The organism is Streptomyces sp. NPDC052043 (genome assembly GCF_044548235.1).
In the GTDB taxonomy this organism is placed as follows: Bacteria; Actinomycetota; Actinomycetes; order Streptomycetales; family Streptomycetaceae; genus Streptomyces.
In genome coordinates this window covers 1-15,668 of the sequence record NZ_JBIUBT010000022.1, presented here as the reverse complement: position 1 = coordinate 15,668, position 15,668 = coordinate 1, and the positions used below count along the sequence as shown (strand labels likewise).

The following is a 15,668-nucleotide window of genomic DNA, read 5'->3' as shown; positions in this document are numbered from 1 at the left end:
ACCCGTACGGATTAAAAGTGCTCAAGGTGCACGGAGGGACGATCCCGCGCCGCCTACGGTCGCACAGGTGATGAGCAGCAGCCCGGACACCTCGACCCGCACGCCCGGTGCGCACCGGGCGCACCGCGAAGCACGCGACCGCGCTGCCGCGCAGGCCGTGGCAGGGCGCCCGCCCGCGCGCTACGAGCCTTATCTCGACGGCCTGTTCACCTACTGCCTGTCCGTGCTGTGCGACCACGAGGCGGCGACCGCCGCCCTCGGGGACGCGCTGGCGTTCGCCGAGCGGCGCGGGCAGCGCGGCCCCGGGACCGCGGGCGAGCGCCGGGCCTGGCTGTACGCGCTGGCCCGCTGGGCGTGCCTGCGCAAGCTCACCGAGGCCAAGCAGAAACGTCCGGGCACGCACGCCGCGGGCCGCACCGGCGGCGACCGGCACGCGGCCGCGGAGGCCGTGCCGCCGCCCGTGTCCGACGAGGTCCGGCGGGAGCGGCGTCGCGAACTCGCCCTGCTCGCCTGGCCGGAGGCCGCCGGCACCACCCCGGAGCAGCGCGAGGCGCTCGAACTCGCCGTACGCCACCACCTCGCCGCGCACGAGGTCGCCGCCGTCCTCGGCACGGACCTCGCCGGCGCGCGGGAACTGCTCGCCGCGGCCGCCTGCGAGGTGGAGCGCACCCGCGCGGCGCTCGCCGTGGTGGAGACCGGCACCTGCCCGAGTGTGTCCCGCCTCACCGGGGACAGCCGGCTCGTGCTCGGCACGGCGCTGCGGCGCGAGCTCGTCCGGCACGTCGACGACTGCCCGCGCTGCCGCCGCACCGCCGAGCGTGCCCTGCCCGGTCAGTGGCCCGGCGCCACCGTCACCCCCGCCGAGCTGCCCGTGCTGCCCGCGCCCCGCGCGGCCCTGCACAAGGCCCTCGCCCACCACCCACGCGCGCGGGGCACCGCTCCTCGCTTCGACCGGCGCGGCTTCCCGATGGACCCCAAGGACCGCGCCGCCCGCCGGGACCGCCTCCGCGCGCGTGCGGTCACGACCACGGTGGTGGCCACGGTGGTGGCCGCGCCGGTGCTGGCCCTGTGGGCCGCCTACCGCGGCAGCCCGGCCGAGGGGGGCCATGACGGTTCCGCCGCCGGCGCGCACGAGGGGCACGGCCCGGGCGTCCTGGGCGGCGAGGGGCCCGACCGGGGCTACGAGAACACCGGCAACGCGGGGCCCGGGCCGGCCGGCCGCTCCGGCACGAGCGGGCGGCCCGACGTCTCCGTGGAGGTCATCAGCGTCATCGGCACCGGCGACCGGGACGGCGGTCTGACGGTGAGCGCCGACAACGCCGGTGATACCACCCTGATCACGCTCACCGCCGCGGGGCCCGGCCCGGTCCACTGGTCCGCGTCCACCGGGGCGCCCTGGCTCTATCCGAGCCGCTCGTCGGGAACCCTCCAGCCCGGCGAGTCCTTGACGATCAAGGTGTACGTCGACCACTTGCGCGAGCCCTCCGGCCGCTGGAGCGCGCGGATGGCGATCGCGCCCGCCGGTGCCGTCGTCTCCATCGACGGCTACGGCACCGCGCCCACCCCCTCCGGAGCGGGGCCCAAGCGCCCGGCCGACCCGCCGGTGACGTCCGGTCCGCGCCCCACTCCGAGCACTCCGGCGCCCTCCGATTCCGCCCCCACGCCGACCGATCCGCCGTCGTCGAGCGACCCCACGCCCACGCCCACACCCACGCCGACCGATCCGTCGCCGACCGACCCGGACAGCCCGCCCCCGCCGTCCGCGGGCGGCGACACGCCGGGTCCGTCCGAGGGACGGCGGGGAGGACGGCGTGAGGGGAGGACGTGCGACGGCCCGGGCCGGCACGCCAAGCACGGCCGCGGATGTCCGGCCCCGGCCTTTGCGGGCGGTCGCCGTTCATGAGCCGCGACCGCCGGCGCGTTCACCGCGGGCCGCCGGCGGCGGTCGGACCCGGACGCCGGCGGCGCCTTTTGGCGAGCTGCCGCGGCGGCCGACGGCCCGTCAGACGACCGGATCCGCCGGATGCGGTGCCACCAGCGGCAGCCCGGAGGCCAGACGCTCCTCGCACAGCTCGACCAGGCGGTCGTAGCCGGCCTTGCCCATCAGCTCGGTCAGCTCGGCCCGGTAGGAGACGTACACCGGATCGCCCGCGCCGTGCGCCGACGTCGCCGAGGTGCACCACCAGTGCAGGTCGTGACCGCCCGGACCCCAGCCCCTCCGGTCGTACTCCCCGATCGACACCTGCAACACGCGCGTGTCGTCGGGCCGGTCGATCCACTCGAAGGTCCGCCGGATCGGCAGCTGCCAGCACACGTCCGGCTTCGTCTCCAGCGGCTCGCGGCCCTCTCTCAGGGCCAGGATGTGCAGCGAGCAGCCCATGCCGCCCGCGAAGCCGGGCCGGTTCTGGAAGATGCACGAGCCCTGGAAGGGACGCGTCTGCCGGGAGCCCTCGTCGTCCTCGGACACCCAGCCGTTCGCCGTGCCCTCGGCATGGTTCTGCCAGATGTCCGGTGTGAGCCTCGCCACGTGCTCGGCGACCCGCTTCTCGTCGTCCTCGTCGGAGAAGTGGGCGCCCAGGGTGCAGCACCCGTCGTCCGCGCGGCCCGCCTGGATGCCCTGGCAGCCGCTTCCGAAGACACAGGTCCAACGAGAGGTCAGCCATGTCAGATCACAGCGGAAGACCTGCTCGTCGTCCGCCGGATCCGGGAACTCCACCCACGCGCGCGCGAAGTCGAGCCCCTTCTCGTCGGATTCCGCGCCCCGCTTCTTCGGCTTCACTGCTTTCGCCGGGTTCGCCGATTTATCGGTCTTCGCCTTTTTCGTCTTTGGCACCCGTCCAGGGTAAGTCGCCGGGCAACCGCGCCGGGACCCTCCCGAGCGGTGCCTCGCGCAGGGCGCCGCGGACGGACGGCGTTCCAGGTGGCAGTAGCGTTCCGTACATGAGACTCGGTGTCCTCGACGTGGGCTCGAACACGGTGCATCTGCTGGTGGTCGACGCGCACCCCGGCGCGCGCCCGCTGCCCGCGCACTCCCACAAGGCCGAACTGCGGCTCGCGCAGCTCCTCGACACGAGCGGCGCGATCGGCTCCGACGGCGTCGACCGACTCGTCGCCGTGGTCCGCGAAGCGCTCCGGGCCGCCGAGGACAAGGGCGTCGAGGACCTGCTGCCGTTCGCCACCTCCGCCGTGCGGGAGGCGGGCAACGCCGACGACGTCCTCGCGCGCGTGCAGGAGGAGACCGGGGTCAGGCTCCAGGTGCTCAGCGGCGCGGAGGAGGCCCGTCTCACCTTCCTCGCCGTCCGCCGCTGGTTCGGCTGGTCGGCCGGGAAACTGCTGGTCCTGGACATCGGCGGCGGCTCACTGGAGATCGCCTACGGCATCGACGAGGAGCCCGACGCGGCCGTGTCGCTGCCGCTCGGCGCGGGCCGGCTCACCGCCGGCTGGCTGCCCGGCGACCCGCCCACCCCGGACGACGTCAGGGTGCTGCGCCGCCATGTGCGCACCGAGATCGCGCGGACGGTCGGCGAGTTCAGCCGGTTCGGCGCCCCCGACCACGTCGTCGCCACCTCCAAGACCTTCAAGCAGCTCGCACGGCTGGCCGGCGCCCCCCGCTCCGCCGAGGGGCTCTACGTCCAGCGCGAGCTGAAGCGGGAGTCCCTGGAGTCATGGGTGCCGCGGCTGTCCGGCATGACGACCGGCGAGCGCTCCGAGCTCCCCGGCGTCTCCGCCGGCCGCGCCGGACAGCTCCTGGCGGGCGCCATGGTCGCGGAGGGGGTGATGGACCTCTTCGGCGTGGAAAGCCTGGAGATCTGCCCCTGGGCCCTCAGGGAGGGCGTGATCCTGCGGCGCCTCGACCACATGGGATGACGAAGGCCACAACGGCGCCCGCAGGCCCCGCCCCCACCTGCCGCACCCCGTAACCTGTCCCTCGTGGTGGAACCCGAACCCGTACGCATTCCGGATGCGAAGGTCGCTCTCTCGACGGCCTCCGTCTACCCGGAGTCGACGGCGACGGCCTTCGAGATTGCCGCACGCCTCGGATACGACGGCGTCGAGGTCATGGTGTGGACGGACCCGGTCAGCCAGGACATCGAGGCGCTGCGCAGACTCAGCGACTACCACCGCATCCCGATCCTCGCCGTGCACGCTCCCTGCCTGCTGATCACCCAGCGGGTGTGGTCCACCGACCCCTGGACCAAGCTCCAGCGCGCCAGGGCGGCCGCGGAGAAGCTCGGCGCGAGCACGGTCGTGGTCCACCCGCCCTTTCGCTGGCAGCGCCAGTACGCCCGCGACTTCGTCGCCGGTGTCTGGCGGATGGCGAGCGAGTCGGACGTGCGCTTCGCGGTGGAGAACATGTATCCCTGGCGCTACCGCGACCGCGAGATGCTCGCGTACGCCCCCGGCTGGGACGTCACCAAGGACGACTACCGCCACTTCACGATCGATCTCAGCCACGCCGCGACGGCCCGCACCGACGCCCTCCAGATGGTCGACCGGATGGGCGCCCGGCTCGGCCATGTGCACCTGGCCGACGGCCGGGGCTCGGCGAAGGACGAGCACCTGGTGCCGGGCCGCGGCTCCCAGCCCTGCGCCGAGCTGCTGGAACGTCTCGCCACCAGAGGATTCGACGGCCATGTCGTCATCGAGGTCAACACCCGCCGGGCCATGTCCAGCGCCGAGCGCGAGGCCGACCTCGCCGAGGCCCTGGCCTTCACCCGGCTGCACCTGGCCTCCGCGGTGAAGGTGCCGCGGCGATGACCGGCACCACCGCCCGCCGCCGCGGCCGCCCCCGCCGCGAGGAGGCCGCCGGCACCCGCGACCGGATCCTGACCGCGGCCCGCGAGGAGTTCTCCGAGCGCGGCTACGAGAAGACGTCGGTACGCGGTATCGCCAAGGCCGCCGGGGTGGACTCGGCCCTGGTCCACCACTACTTCGGCACCAAGGAGCAGGTGTTCGAGGCGGCGATCGAGGTCGTCTTCGCGCCCGCGCTGAGCGCGCCGGAGGCACTGGTCGAGGGCCCGCTCGACGGCGTCGGAGAGCGGTTCGCCCGGTTCTTCTTCGGCGTCTGGGAGAGACCGGCCACCCGTACGCCCCTGCTGGCGATCGTCCGCTCCGCGCTGAGCAACGACGCCGCGGCCGCCGTCTTCCGCCGCCTGATCGTCTCGCAGCTGCTGCGGCGCATCGCCGGCCGGTTCGACCTGCCCGACGCGGAGCTGCGCGCCGAGCTGGCGGCCGCGCAGCTGGTGGGGTGCGCGATCCTGCGATACGTGATCAAGGTGGAGCCGCTGGCGACGGCGGACGTGGAGCAGGTCATCGCCCGGGTGGCACCCGTGGTGCAGCGGCATCTCACGGGGGAGTGACCCCCGGACGGCCTCCCCGGCGTCCCGCCGCATCGAGCCGGGCGTTGCGTCGCGTCCAGGCACGCGTCCCCGCCGCATCGAGACACGCGTCCCGTATTCCGGACAGCGCGTCCCGATCCCTGGATGACCGGCGTACGCTCGACTGAGCCAGAACTCTGCCGGGACTTCCTGCTGCCCGGCGGAACATCCCGAAGGAGCGAGCGACGATGCCCGAGCTGAGGTCCCGCACAGTCACCCACGGCCGCAACATGGCGGGCGCCCGCGCCCTGATGCGCGCCTCCGGTGTACCCGGTGCGGACATCGGCCGGAAGCCGATCATCGCGGTCGCCAACAGCTTCACGGAGTTCGTGCCCGGCCACACCCACCTCCAGCCGGTCGGCCGGATCGTCAGCGACGCGGTCCGGGAGGCGGGTGGCATCCCGCGCGAGTTCAACACCATCGCCGTCGACGACGGCATCGCGATGGGCCACGGCGGCATGCTCTACTCGCTGCCCTCGCGCGACCTGATCGCGGACAGTGTCGAGTACATGGTCGAGGCGCACTGCGCCGACGCCCTGATCTGCATCTCCAACTGCGACAAGATCACCCCGGGCATGCTGATGGCGGCCCTGCGCCTGAACATCCCCACGGTCTTCGTCTCCGGCGGCCCCATGGAGGCCGGCCGCGCCACGCTGGTCGACGGCACCGTCCGCACGCTCGACCTGATCGACGCGATCGCGGACGCCGCCAACGACAACGTCTCCGACGCGGACATCCTCCGCATCGAGGAGAACGCCTGTCCGACCTGCGGCTCCTGCTCCGGCATGTTCACCGCCAACTCGATGAACTGCCTGACCGAGGCGATCGGCCTGTCCCTGCCGGGCAACGGCTCGGTCCTCGCCACCCACACCGCCCGCCGCGCCCTGTACGAGGACGCGGCCCGCACGGTCATGGACATCACCCGCCGCCACTACGAGCAGGACGACGAGACGGTCCTGCCCCGCACCATCGCCACCTTCGCGGCCTTCGAGAACGCGATGGCCCTGGACATCGCGATGGGCGGCTCCACCAACACGATCCTGCACCTGCTGGCGGCGGCCCAGGAGGCCGGTGTCGACTTCGGCCTGGAGCAGATCGACGCCGTCTCCCGCAGGGTGCCGTGCCTGGCCAAGGTGGCGCCGAACGTCGCCAAGGACCGCACGTACTACATGGAGGACGTGCACCGCGCCGGCGGCATCCCCGCCCTGCTCGGCGAACTGCACCGGGCCGGCCTGCTGAACGAGGACGTGCACGCGGTGCACAGCCCCTCCCTGGCGGACTGGCTCAAGACCTGGGACGTGCGCGGCGGCTCCCCGTCCCCTCGGGCGGTCGAGCTGTGGCACGCGGCCCCCGGCTGCGTGCGGTCGGCGGAGGCGTTCTCCCAGTCCGAGCGCTGGGAGGCCCTGGACACCGACGCCGCCGACGGCTGCATCCGCTCCGCCGAGCACGCCTACTCCAAGGACGGCGGTCTGGCGGTGCTGAAGGGCAACCTGGCCGTGGACGGCTGCGTGGTGAAGACCGCGGGCGTCGACGAGTCGATCTGGACCTTCGAGGGCCCGGCCGTCGTCTGCGAGTCGCAGGAGGAGGCCGTCCAGAAGATCCTCACCCAGCAGATCAAGGAGGGCGACGTCGTCGTCATCCGCTACGAGGGCCCCAAGGGCGGCCCCGGCATGCAGGAGATGCTCTACCCGACCTCGTACCTGAAGGGCCGCGGCCTGGGCAAGAGCTGCGCGCTGATCACGGACGGCCGCTTCTCCGGCGGCACCTCGGGCCTGTCCATCGGCCACGCCTCGCCCGAGGCGGCCTCCGGCGGCACGATCGCGCTCGTCGAGGACGGCGACCGCATCCGCATCGACATCCCGAACCGCTCGATCGAGCTGCTCGTCGACGACGCGGAGCTGTCCCGCCGTGAGCAGGCCCTGAACGGCGCGTACGCCCCCAGGGACCGCGACCGGAAGGTGTCGGCGGCGCTGCGGGCCTACGCCGCCATGGCCACCAGCGCCGACAAGGGCGCCGTGCGGGACGTGTCGAAGCTGGGCTGAACAGGAGACTCCGGCGGGGCCGCTTCCTTCGGGGCGGCCCCGCGCCGTGTCACCAGGCCGCCGGGTCGCTTCCGCCGACGGCGAAGACGGTGCCGTCGGGGGCGCCGGCGTAGACGTTGCCGTCGGCGAGCACAGGTGCGGCCAGATTGTCCGCGACCCTGTCCGAACCGGCGCCGAGGCGTGGCCGGGTCTGCCCGACGAGTCGGCCCGTACGGGCGTCCACGGCGAGCAGCCGTCCGTCCGCGGCGAGGACGTACACATGGCGGCCGTCGGAGACCGGCGCCGAGCCGCTGCTCACGGCCGTTTCAAGAAGCCACAGGTGTTTGCCCGCCTTCATGTCGACGGCTTCCAGCGCGCCCCCGGCCGCCAGCAGGTGGACGACGCCTCCCCGGACCTCGGCCTGCGGGGCCTGACGCGGGACGGGCAGCGCCACCCGTCGCATCGCCCCGGACCCTGGGAAGTACCGGACGACCGCCTTCGCGTCCCCGGTGGTCCTGTCGAGGTCGAGAAGGACGACGGATCCGTCCTGGGCGCCTACGGGACTCAGCGTGCCCTTCAGGTCCGCTTCCCAGCGGATGTTGCCCGTGCGGGAATCCACGGCGCTGATCCGCGTGCTCGCCCCGTCGTCGGACGTGCTGGTCGCATAGGCGAGTGGATCCCCGGTGAAGGCGGCGACGGACGGCAGGGAGTACCCCGGAATCCGCTCGCTCCATCGGGTGCCGCCGGAAGCGCTGTCCACGCCGGTGACCGTCCCGTCGGCACGGGCGAGCAGGAGCATGTCGCCCACGAACGCCCACCCGCCCTGCGCAGGAACGTTGCGCCGCGCATACGTCCGGCCCGAGGCGGGGTCGAGCGCCTCCAGGTGCCGCCCGTCCGCCGCAGCCACGTGCACCAGACCGCCCGAGAGAGCAGGCGCAAGCCTGCCCGCTCCGGGGACGGACCGCCGCCACAGCACGGAGCCGTCGGCCGGGTCGAGGGCGAAGACCACGCCGGACTGCGCGCAGAACAACGCGCCCGCTCCGTAGGCGCACTGGGGTGCCGGCGCCTTCGCGGACTCCGGCTTCTTCTCCCACCCGCCGAATGCGGCAGGACGGGTGCGCGGAGTGGTACTCACCGGTGCGGCGCTGTCGTCCTTCGCGGGCAACGCGACCAAGGTGAAGGCGCCGGCCATGAGCAGACCCAGAGCCCCCGCCGCCAGGGCCGTCCGCTTGCGGGAGCGTGGTCCGGGCGCGCCCTTCTCCTGCCCGGCGCCTGACCCGGGCGGCGGCGGGTCCGGCGTATCAGAGGCCCGCTGCTCCGGTATGAACGACTGCGTGTCGTACGAGGCCGCCACCGAGCGCAGTTCCCGCATCAGCTCGTCCGGCGTGGGCCGGTCCTCGGGTTCCTTGGCCAGGCAGCGCAGCACGATCGGTGCCAGGTTCCCGGGCACGTCGGTCAGGTCGGGTTCATCGTGCACCACCTGGTAGGCCACGATGTACGGACTGTCGGAATCGAACGGCCCGCGACCGGTGGCCGCGTGCACCAGCACCGACCCGAGGGCGAAGATGTCGGCCGCCGGCCCGACCTCCCGCGGCCGGCGGAACTGCTCGGGCGCCATGAAGGGCGGCGTACCGATCAACTTGCCCGTCTCGGTGCGCAGTTCGCTGTCCTTCGGGCGGGAGATGCCGAAGTCGATGACCTTCGGCCCGTCCTCGGCGAGCAGGACGTTGCTGGGCTTGAGGTCCCGGTGGACGACCCCCACCCGGTGGATGTCGCGCAGCGCCTCGGCGAGCCCGGCCATCAGACGGCGCAACCGGTCCGGGGGCATGGGCCCGTTCTGCTTCACATGCTCGGACAGCGTGGGCCCCGGAATGAACAGCGTGGCCATCCAGGGCCGTTCGGCCTCCGGGTCGGCGTCGACGACGGGCGCGGTGAAAGCACCGCTGACCCTCCGGGCCGCCGCCACCTCCTGCCGGAACCGGCCCCGGAACTCGGGGTCCTTGGCGTACTCGGCGTGGACGACCTTCACCGCGAGCCGCAGCCCCGAGGCGCTGCGGGCCAGATGCACCACACCCATGCCGCCGGATCCCAGACACGACTCGAGGCGGTACTGCCCGGCGTACTCCGGAAGTTCCGCTTCCGCGCCCTTTCCGCTGGTGCGCTGCGGCGTCATGGACCACCCCCGTGCTGTTCCTTCGCGCGCGCGACGCTCGGAGCCTAGTCGATGACGCGGGCGGGACCGGTGGTGCGTGCCGGTGCCCGTGTGCGAGTCACGCTCGGATGTTTCGTTGCGTGATTCAAGGGAATCAACGGGACCCCATGGCAGTCATGGGGTTCAACGGGGGGAGTTTTCTCATGTCTGTCGACCGTGTCGAAGAAGCAAGGGACGGCGACGGGGAGCAGGCCGTCGGGACCCAGGCAACGGCAGCGGCGGCGCGGTACTACTCGGTGGCGCCGGGCGTCCGCCTCAACGTCCGCAGCGGCCCCGGCACCGGATACGGCATCGTCCGCACGCTGAGTGAGGGCGCGCAGGTGCCGATCTTCTGCCAGACGCCGGGTACGACGGTGTCGGGCTACTACGGCACCTCGAACATCTGGAACAACATCGGCAACGGTCAGTACGTTTCCGACACATACGTGTACACCGGCAGCGACGGCTACGTCGCCTCTCGCTGCGGCTGATCCCGACGGAGCCCGCGGGGGCCCCGGAGCCATAATCGACCTGTGAGCGATGACAACGGCACCCCGGACACCCCCGCGGGCTCCGCAGGGCCCCGCCCCGAGCCCCTGCGCTTCTTCGGCACCACCTGGGTGAACCACGACAACGGCTACACCGCCCGCCGTGTCGGGGTCGCCGTCGGCTCACTGGCCGCGGCCGCCGCCTCCTGCTTCGTGCTCCGCTTCGCCTACCAGGGACTCCAGATCGCCGGCTCGGGCGCCTTCGTGGAACTGCTGGTCGTGGTGATGTTCGCGGTGTGCAGCGCGCTTGCCTTCGGCCACGCCTGGGAGGGCTTTCGCAAGCGCCCCGACCCTGATCGCCAGGCCTCCCTGCGCGGCCTGCTCGCCATCGGATTCATCGGCTCCCTCCTCGCCTACTTCTTCCGCTCGCTCAGCGAGGCCCCCGGCGAGAAGCTGCATCGCCAGGAGTACGAGCAGGCCCGCGAACAGTTCGAACGCCGGGCCACCCGCCGTTCGGGCAACCCGTCCAAGAAGCGCCGCCGCTCCTGACCGCAGAGGGTGCGCGGTCCGCGATCCGGTCCGCGCCGCCGAAAAGCCCCCTGTTCCGGACCGGTCGTGCGGTCCCAGGATGGCCGTATGACCGCATTCCAGGTGCCTGCCGACGCCGACCGGGCCCACTCCTTCAACGCCGCCGCCGCCCAGTACGCGGCGAACCGCCCCTCCTACCCGTCCGCCCTCTTCGACGCGCTGGAGGAGCTCGCCGGCCGCCCCCTCGCCGGTGCCCGCGTCGCGGACGTCGGTGCCGGTACCGGCATCTCGACCGCCCTGCTGCACGAGCGTGGCGCCGACGTACTCGCCGTGGAGCCGGGCGAAGGCATGGCGGCCCAGTTCCGCCGCGGCCTCCCGGACATCCCCGTCGTGCGGGGCAGCGGCAACGCCCTGCCCCTCGCCGACTCCTGCGCCGACTTCCTCACCTATGCCCAGGCCTGGCACTGGACCGATCCGGCTCAGTCGGTCCCCGAGGCCCTGCGCGTCCTGCGCCCGGGCGGATCCCTGGCGCTGTGGTGGAACACGAACGCCGCCGATGTCGAGTGGATCGCGGAGGAGGCCGACCGCGCCCGCCACTTCTTCGGTGTCGACGCCCGGGCCGAGCAGACGGCGGCCGCCGACCGCCTGAAGGCGGACCCGAGCGGACGCCTCCGCTTCACCCGCCGCGACGTCCGCTGGAGCCGCCGGGTCACGGTCGACACCCACCTCGCCAACCTCGGCAGCCACTCGTTCTTCCTGGTCTGCCCCGAGGAGAGCCGGGCCGCCTTCCTCGACGAGGAGCGCGAGCACCTGCTGCGGACCTTCCCGGACGGCATGGTCGAGGAGACCTACGACGTGTTCCTCCTCGTCGCCATCGCACCCTGACGCGGCTCATCCCCTCACCTCACTTGACGGCGCCCCCTTCGGCGCGCATTAATCATCACATGATGAATATTGCTTCGGGGCCACCACCCCACCCCGAAACCGGTGCCGAGACCGCTGCCGTCCGAGCCGAAGCCCTCACTGTCGCCCGAGGCCCCCGCACGGTCCTGCGGGGCCTCGGCTTCACCGTCCCGCGCGGCCGCATCACCGGCCTCCTCGGCCCCTCCGGCTGCGGCAAGTCCACCCTCATGCGCGCCGTCGTCGGCACCCAGGCCAAGGTCGGCGGCACCCTGGAGATCCTCGGCCTGCCCGCCGGCCACGCCACCCTCCGCAACCGCATCGGCTACGTCACCCAAGCCCCCTCCGTCTACGACGACCTGACCGTCCGCCAGAACCTCGACTACTTCGCCGCGATCCTCGACCCCGGCCGCGCGGCCGCCGAACGACGCCGCGACAACGTCAGCCGGGCCATCGCCGACGTCGACCTCACCGGCCACGCCGACGCCCTCGCCGGCAACCTCTCCGGCGGCCAGCGCAGCCGCGTCTCCCTGGCAGTCGCCCTCCTCGGCACCCCCGAACTGCTCGTCCTCGACGAACCGACCGTCGGCCTCGACCCCGTACTGCGCCGCGACCTGTGGAACCTCTTCCACGACATCGCCGCCACCCGAGGCGCCACCCTCCTCGTCTCCTCCCACGTCATGGACGAGGCGGAGCGGTGCCACCACCTCCTCCTCATGCGCGAGGGCCGGATCCTCGCCGACGACACCCCCGAAGCACTCCGGGCCCGCACCGGCGCCGAGACCGTCGAGGCGGCCTTCCTGCACCTGGTCGACGAGGCGGCCGCCGCGGGCCGCACCAAGGAGACAGCACGATGAGCGCGACCACCGCACCTCACGCCCCCCGCGCTCTGAGCGGCGCCCGGACCACCGCCACCGCCGCCCGGGTCCTGCGCCAGCTCCGCCACGACCCGCGCACCATCGCGCTGATGCTGCTGGTCCCCTGCGTGATGCTGCTCCTGCTGCGCTACGTCTTCGACGGCAGCCCGCGCACCTTCGACACCATCGGCGCCTCGCTCCTCGGCATCTTCCCGCTGATCACCATGTTCCTGGTCACCTCGATCGCCACCCTGCGCGAACGCACCTCCGGCACCCTCGAACGACTCCTCGCCATGCCGCTCGGCAAGGGCGACCTCATCGCCGGCTACGCCCTCGCCTTCGGCGCCCTCGCGATCATCCAGTCCGCGCTGGCCACGGGACTGGCCGTCTGGATCCTCGGCCTGGACGTCACCGGCTCGCCCTGGCTGCTCCTGCTGGTCGCCCTCCTCGACGCCCTGCTCGGCACCGCCCTCGGCCTCTTCGTCTCCGCCTTCGCCGCCTCCGAGTTCCAGGCGGTCCAGTTCATGCCGGCGGTGATCTTCCCCCAGCTCCTCCTCTGCGGCCTGTTCACTCCCCGGTCCGACATGCACCCCGCCCTGGAAGCGGTCTCCGACGTTCTCCCGATGTCCTACGCGGTCGACGCCATGAACGAGGTCCTGCGCCACACCGAGGTCACGACGACGTTCGTACGCGACGTTCTGGTCGTCGCGGGCTGCGCCCTGCTCGTCCTCGGCCTGGGGGCGGCCACCCTCAGGCGGCGCACCGCGTAGCGCACCGCACAGCCCCACGGGACCGGAGGGTGTCCCGCCAGCCGGACAGAGCACCCGTACTCCTGACCACCGGTGCGAGGATGAACCCCATGAGCCAGAAAGTCGCAGTTCTCGGCACCGGAAAGATCGGCGAAGCCCTGCTCAGCGGAATGATCCGAGGCGGCTGGACACCCGCCGACCTGCTGGTCACCGCCCGCCGTCCGGAACGGGCCGAAGAACTCCGCGCCCGCCACGGAGTCACCCCGGTCACCAACGCGGAAGCAGCGAAGACCGCCGACACCCTGATTCTCACCGTCAAGCCGCAGGACATGGGCGCCCTCCTCGACGAACTCGTCCCGCACGTCCCCGCCGACCGCCTGGTCATCAGCGGTGCCGCGGGCATCCCCACCTCCTTCTTCGAGGAGCGCCTGGCCTCCGGCACCCCAGTGGTCCGCGTCATGACGAACACCCCCGCCCTCGTCGACGAGGCCATGTCCGTCATCTCCGCCGGCACCCACGCCACGACCGAGCACCTCGCCCACGCCGAGGAGATCTTCGGCGCCGTGGGGAAGACGCTCCGCGTCCCGGAGGCCCAGCAGGACGCCTGCACCGCCCTCTCCGGCTCGGGTCCTGCCTACTTCTTCTACCTGGTCGAGGCCATGACCGACGCGGGCATCCTCCTCGGCCTGCCCCGGGACAAGGCCCATGACCTGATCGTCCAGTCCGCGATCGGCGCCGCGGTGATGCTCCGCGACAGCGGGGAGCCCCCCGTGAAACTCCGCGAGAACGTCACCTCGCCGGCCGGTACGACGATCAACGCCATCCGCGAACTGGAGAACCACGGCGTGCGCGCCGCGCTGATCGCCGCGCTGGAAGCCGCCCGCGACCGCAGCCGCGAGCTGGCCTCCGGCAACAGCTGACCCCGGCCGGGCGGCCGACGGGCCGCCCGCCCCGCGGCCCCGACTTCAGGTCGGCAGCAACCCGATCGCCCGGTACGCCGCGTCCACTCTCGGCCGCGCCATCTCCCTGGCCTTCTCCGCACCCCTGCGCAACACCCCTTCCACATAAGCGGGATCCGCGCACAGCTCCCTGTGCCGTGCCTGTACCGGCCTGAGGAGTTCGACCACGGCCTCCGCGGTGTCCTTCTTCAAGGCGCCGTACGACTCGTATACACCGCCCAGCGTCTCCGGGTTCCCACCCTGACAAGCGGCCAGGATCTCCAGCAGGTTCGCCACCCCGGGCCGCCCCTGCGGGTCGTAGACCACGTCCTGCCCGCTGTCGGTCACCGCCCGCATGACCTTCTTCCGCACGACCTCCGGCTCGTCGAGCAGATAGACGATGCCCGGACCGGAGTCGTCCGACTTCCCCATCTTCGACAACGGGTCCTGGAGGTTCATCACCCGCGCCGCCACCTTCGGAGGCGTCGCCTTCGGCACCACGAACGTGTGCCCGTACCGCTGGTTGAACCGCACCGCCAGATCACGGGTCAGCTCCACGTGCTGAGTCTGGTCGTCACCGACCGGCACCTCGTGCGTTCCGTACGCCAGGATGTCCGCCGCCATCAGCACCGGATACGTCAGCAGCGACAGCCGTACGCTCCCGCCCCGCTGCTGCTCGCGCGCGGCCTTCTCCTTGTACTGGATCATCCGCCGCATCTCGCCGTCCGTGGCCACGCACTCCAGCAGGTACGACAGCCGGGCGTGTTCGTCCACATGGCTCTGTACGAACAGGGTGCACAGCTCCGGATCGAGGCCCGCCGCCAACAGCAGCGTAGCCGCCTGACGGCTGAGTCTGCGTACCCGCGCCGGGTCGTGGTCCACGGTCAGCGCATGTAGGTCGACGACGCAGAACAGCGCCTCCGACCGGTGCTGGTCCACCTCGGCCCACCGTCGCATGGCGCCCAGATAGTTCCCCAGCGTCAGGTGTCCGGTCGGCTTGACCCCGCTGAAGACCCGAGTCCTCTCCACACTCCACCTCCTGGTCGAGGCCGCCGTCCCCGGCCGGCCGACCCTCGGAGTCCTGGAGGGAGAAACGAGAACGGCCGCCGAGGCGGCGGCCGTGGATGCATACGTGAGTACGGCCGCCGTCAGGCGGCCCACCACAGATGGGTGCACGTACGCGTAGTCATGTCCCTCAGTATAGGGCTCCGGGGTGCCGTCTGTCCGTGAGTTGACACACCTCACCGGGGTACGTAGTGTTCTCCGAGTTGCCCGACGTGAGAGCCCGACTCCGGTCGGTCCCCGGGCGGCCTTTCCTGAGCACCACCCTTTCATCGACGACAGTCGTGCAGTCTGCCTGTTGTCGTGTCATCGGCGTGCGTATTCATGGAATGAGGAATCCGCGCCCGAAAGGACGCAGCCCCCGATTCGCACGGGAGCAGGGAATCCGCTAAAGTCTCACTCGTCGGAACGGCCCAACAGCCGGGAAGACGAACCCCGCTGACTGGGGGTCAGGTCGAGAAAAAGATCTGATAGAGTCGGAAACACCGAAGGGAAGCGCCCGGAGGAAAGCCCGAGAGGGTGAGTACGAAGGAAGCGTCCGTTCCTTGAGAACTCA

The 15,668-nt window shown here is 72.2% G+C and carries 14 protein-coding genes; 11 read left to right on the top strand and 3 right to left on the bottom strand.

Annotated elements, in window-relative coordinates; genetic code table 11:
* Nucleotides 1–70 precede the first annotated feature (70 nt).
* A complete protein-coding gene (locus tag ACIHCX_RS36100) occupies nt 71–1,903 on the top strand; it encodes a hypothetical protein (protein ID WP_400037246.1) in 1,833 nt (610 codons plus the stop codon).
* A gap of 99 nt (nt 1,904–2,002) precedes the next feature.
* Here ACIHCX_RS36100 and ACIHCX_RS36095 read toward each other — a convergent pair whose 3' ends face one another.
* The gene (locus ACIHCX_RS36095) at nt 2,003–2,833 is read right to left on the bottom strand and encodes a hypothetical protein (RefSeq protein WP_400037243.1); all 831 of its coding nucleotides are present in this window, start codon (nt 2,831–2,833) and stop codon (nt 2,003–2,005) included.
* Between the two features lie 107 nt (nt 2,834–2,940).
* Here ACIHCX_RS36095 and ACIHCX_RS36090 point away from each other — a divergent pair, with 107 nt between their 5' ends.
* The 4 genes from ACIHCX_RS36090 (at nt 2,941) to ilvD (ending at nt 7,420) form a co-directional block, all read left to right on the top strand.
* Nucleotides 2,941–3,867 (top strand): Ppx/GppA family phosphatase, encoded by a 927-nt coding sequence (locus ACIHCX_RS36090; RefSeq protein ID WP_400037241.1) that lies wholly within the window; start codon nt 2,941–2,943, stop codon nt 3,865–3,867.
* A 63-nt stretch (nt 3,868–3,930) separates the two neighbouring features.
* Nucleotides 3,931–4,758, top strand: a complete 828-nt coding sequence (locus tag ACIHCX_RS36085; RefSeq protein WP_400037239.1) for a sugar phosphate isomerase/epimerase family protein — start codon at nt 3,931–3,933, stop codon at nt 4,756–4,758.
* Complete coding sequence (locus tag ACIHCX_RS36080; RefSeq protein ID WP_400037237.1) at nt 4,755–5,360, top strand: TetR family transcriptional regulator; 606 nt, start codon at nt 4,755–4,757, stop codon at nt 5,358–5,360. Before ACIHCX_RS36085 ends, ACIHCX_RS36080 begins: the two co-directional genes overlap by 4 nt.
* A 206-nt stretch (nt 5,361–5,566) precedes the next feature.
* Complete coding sequence (gene ilvD / locus ACIHCX_RS36075; RefSeq protein WP_400037235.1) at nt 5,567–7,420, top strand: dihydroxy-acid dehydratase; 1,854 nt, start codon at nt 5,567–5,569, stop codon at nt 7,418–7,420.
* A gap of 49 nt (nt 7,421–7,469) precedes the next feature.
* Here ilvD and ACIHCX_RS36070 read toward each other — a convergent pair whose 3' ends face one another.
* Nucleotides 7,470–9,572 (bottom strand): PQQ-binding-like beta-propeller repeat protein, encoded by a 2,103-nt coding sequence (locus ACIHCX_RS36070; protein ID WP_400037233.1) that lies wholly within the window; start codon nt 9,570–9,572, stop codon nt 7,470–7,472.
* A gap of 182 nt (nt 9,573–9,754) precedes the next feature.
* Here ACIHCX_RS36070 and ACIHCX_RS36065 point away from each other — a divergent pair, with 182 nt between their 5' ends.
* The 6 genes from ACIHCX_RS36065 (at nt 9,755) to proC (ending at nt 14,032) form a co-directional block, all read left to right on the top strand.
* Complete coding sequence (locus ACIHCX_RS36065; RefSeq protein ID WP_400037231.1) at nt 9,755–10,081, top strand: SH3 domain-containing protein; 327 nt, start codon at nt 9,755–9,757, stop codon at nt 10,079–10,081.
* A gap of 42 nt (nt 10,082–10,123) precedes the next feature.
* Entirely contained in the window at nt 10,124–10,627 is a 504-nt protein-coding gene (locus ACIHCX_RS36060) for an EamA/RhaT family transporter (RefSeq protein ID WP_400037229.1), read from the top strand.
* An 87-nt stretch (nt 10,628–10,714) separates the two neighbouring features.
* Nucleotides 10,715–11,491, top strand: coding sequence for a class I SAM-dependent methyltransferase (locus tag ACIHCX_RS36055; protein WP_400037227.1), 777 nt, complete (start codon nt 10,715–10,717; stop codon nt 11,489–11,491).
* A 59-nt stretch (nt 11,492–11,550) separates the two neighbouring features.
* Nucleotides 11,551–12,363 (top strand): ABC transporter ATP-binding protein, encoded by an 813-nt coding sequence (locus ACIHCX_RS36050; protein ID WP_400037225.1) that lies wholly within the window; start codon nt 11,551–11,553, stop codon nt 12,361–12,363.
* Complete coding sequence (locus ACIHCX_RS36045) at nt 12,360–13,133, top strand: ABC transporter permease (RefSeq protein ID WP_400037223.1); 774 nt, start codon at nt 12,360–12,362, stop codon at nt 13,131–13,133. The genes ACIHCX_RS36050 and ACIHCX_RS36045 overlap by 4 nt, the downstream gene beginning before the upstream one ends.
* A gap of 89 nt (nt 13,134–13,222) precedes the next feature.
* On the top strand, nt 13,223–14,032 hold the full coding sequence (gene proC, locus ACIHCX_RS36040) for a pyrroline-5-carboxylate reductase (protein ID WP_400037221.1): 810 nt from the start codon (nt 13,223–13,225) through the stop codon (nt 14,030–14,032).
* A 45-nt stretch (nt 14,033–14,077) separates the two neighbouring features.
* Here the strand turns inward: proC and trpS are convergent, their stop codons facing one another.
* Entirely contained in the window at nt 14,078–15,079 is a 1,002-nt protein-coding gene (gene trpS, locus ACIHCX_RS36035) for a tryptophan--tRNA ligase (protein ID WP_400037219.1), read from the bottom strand.
* Between the last annotated feature and the right edge of the window lie 589 nt (nt 15,080–15,668).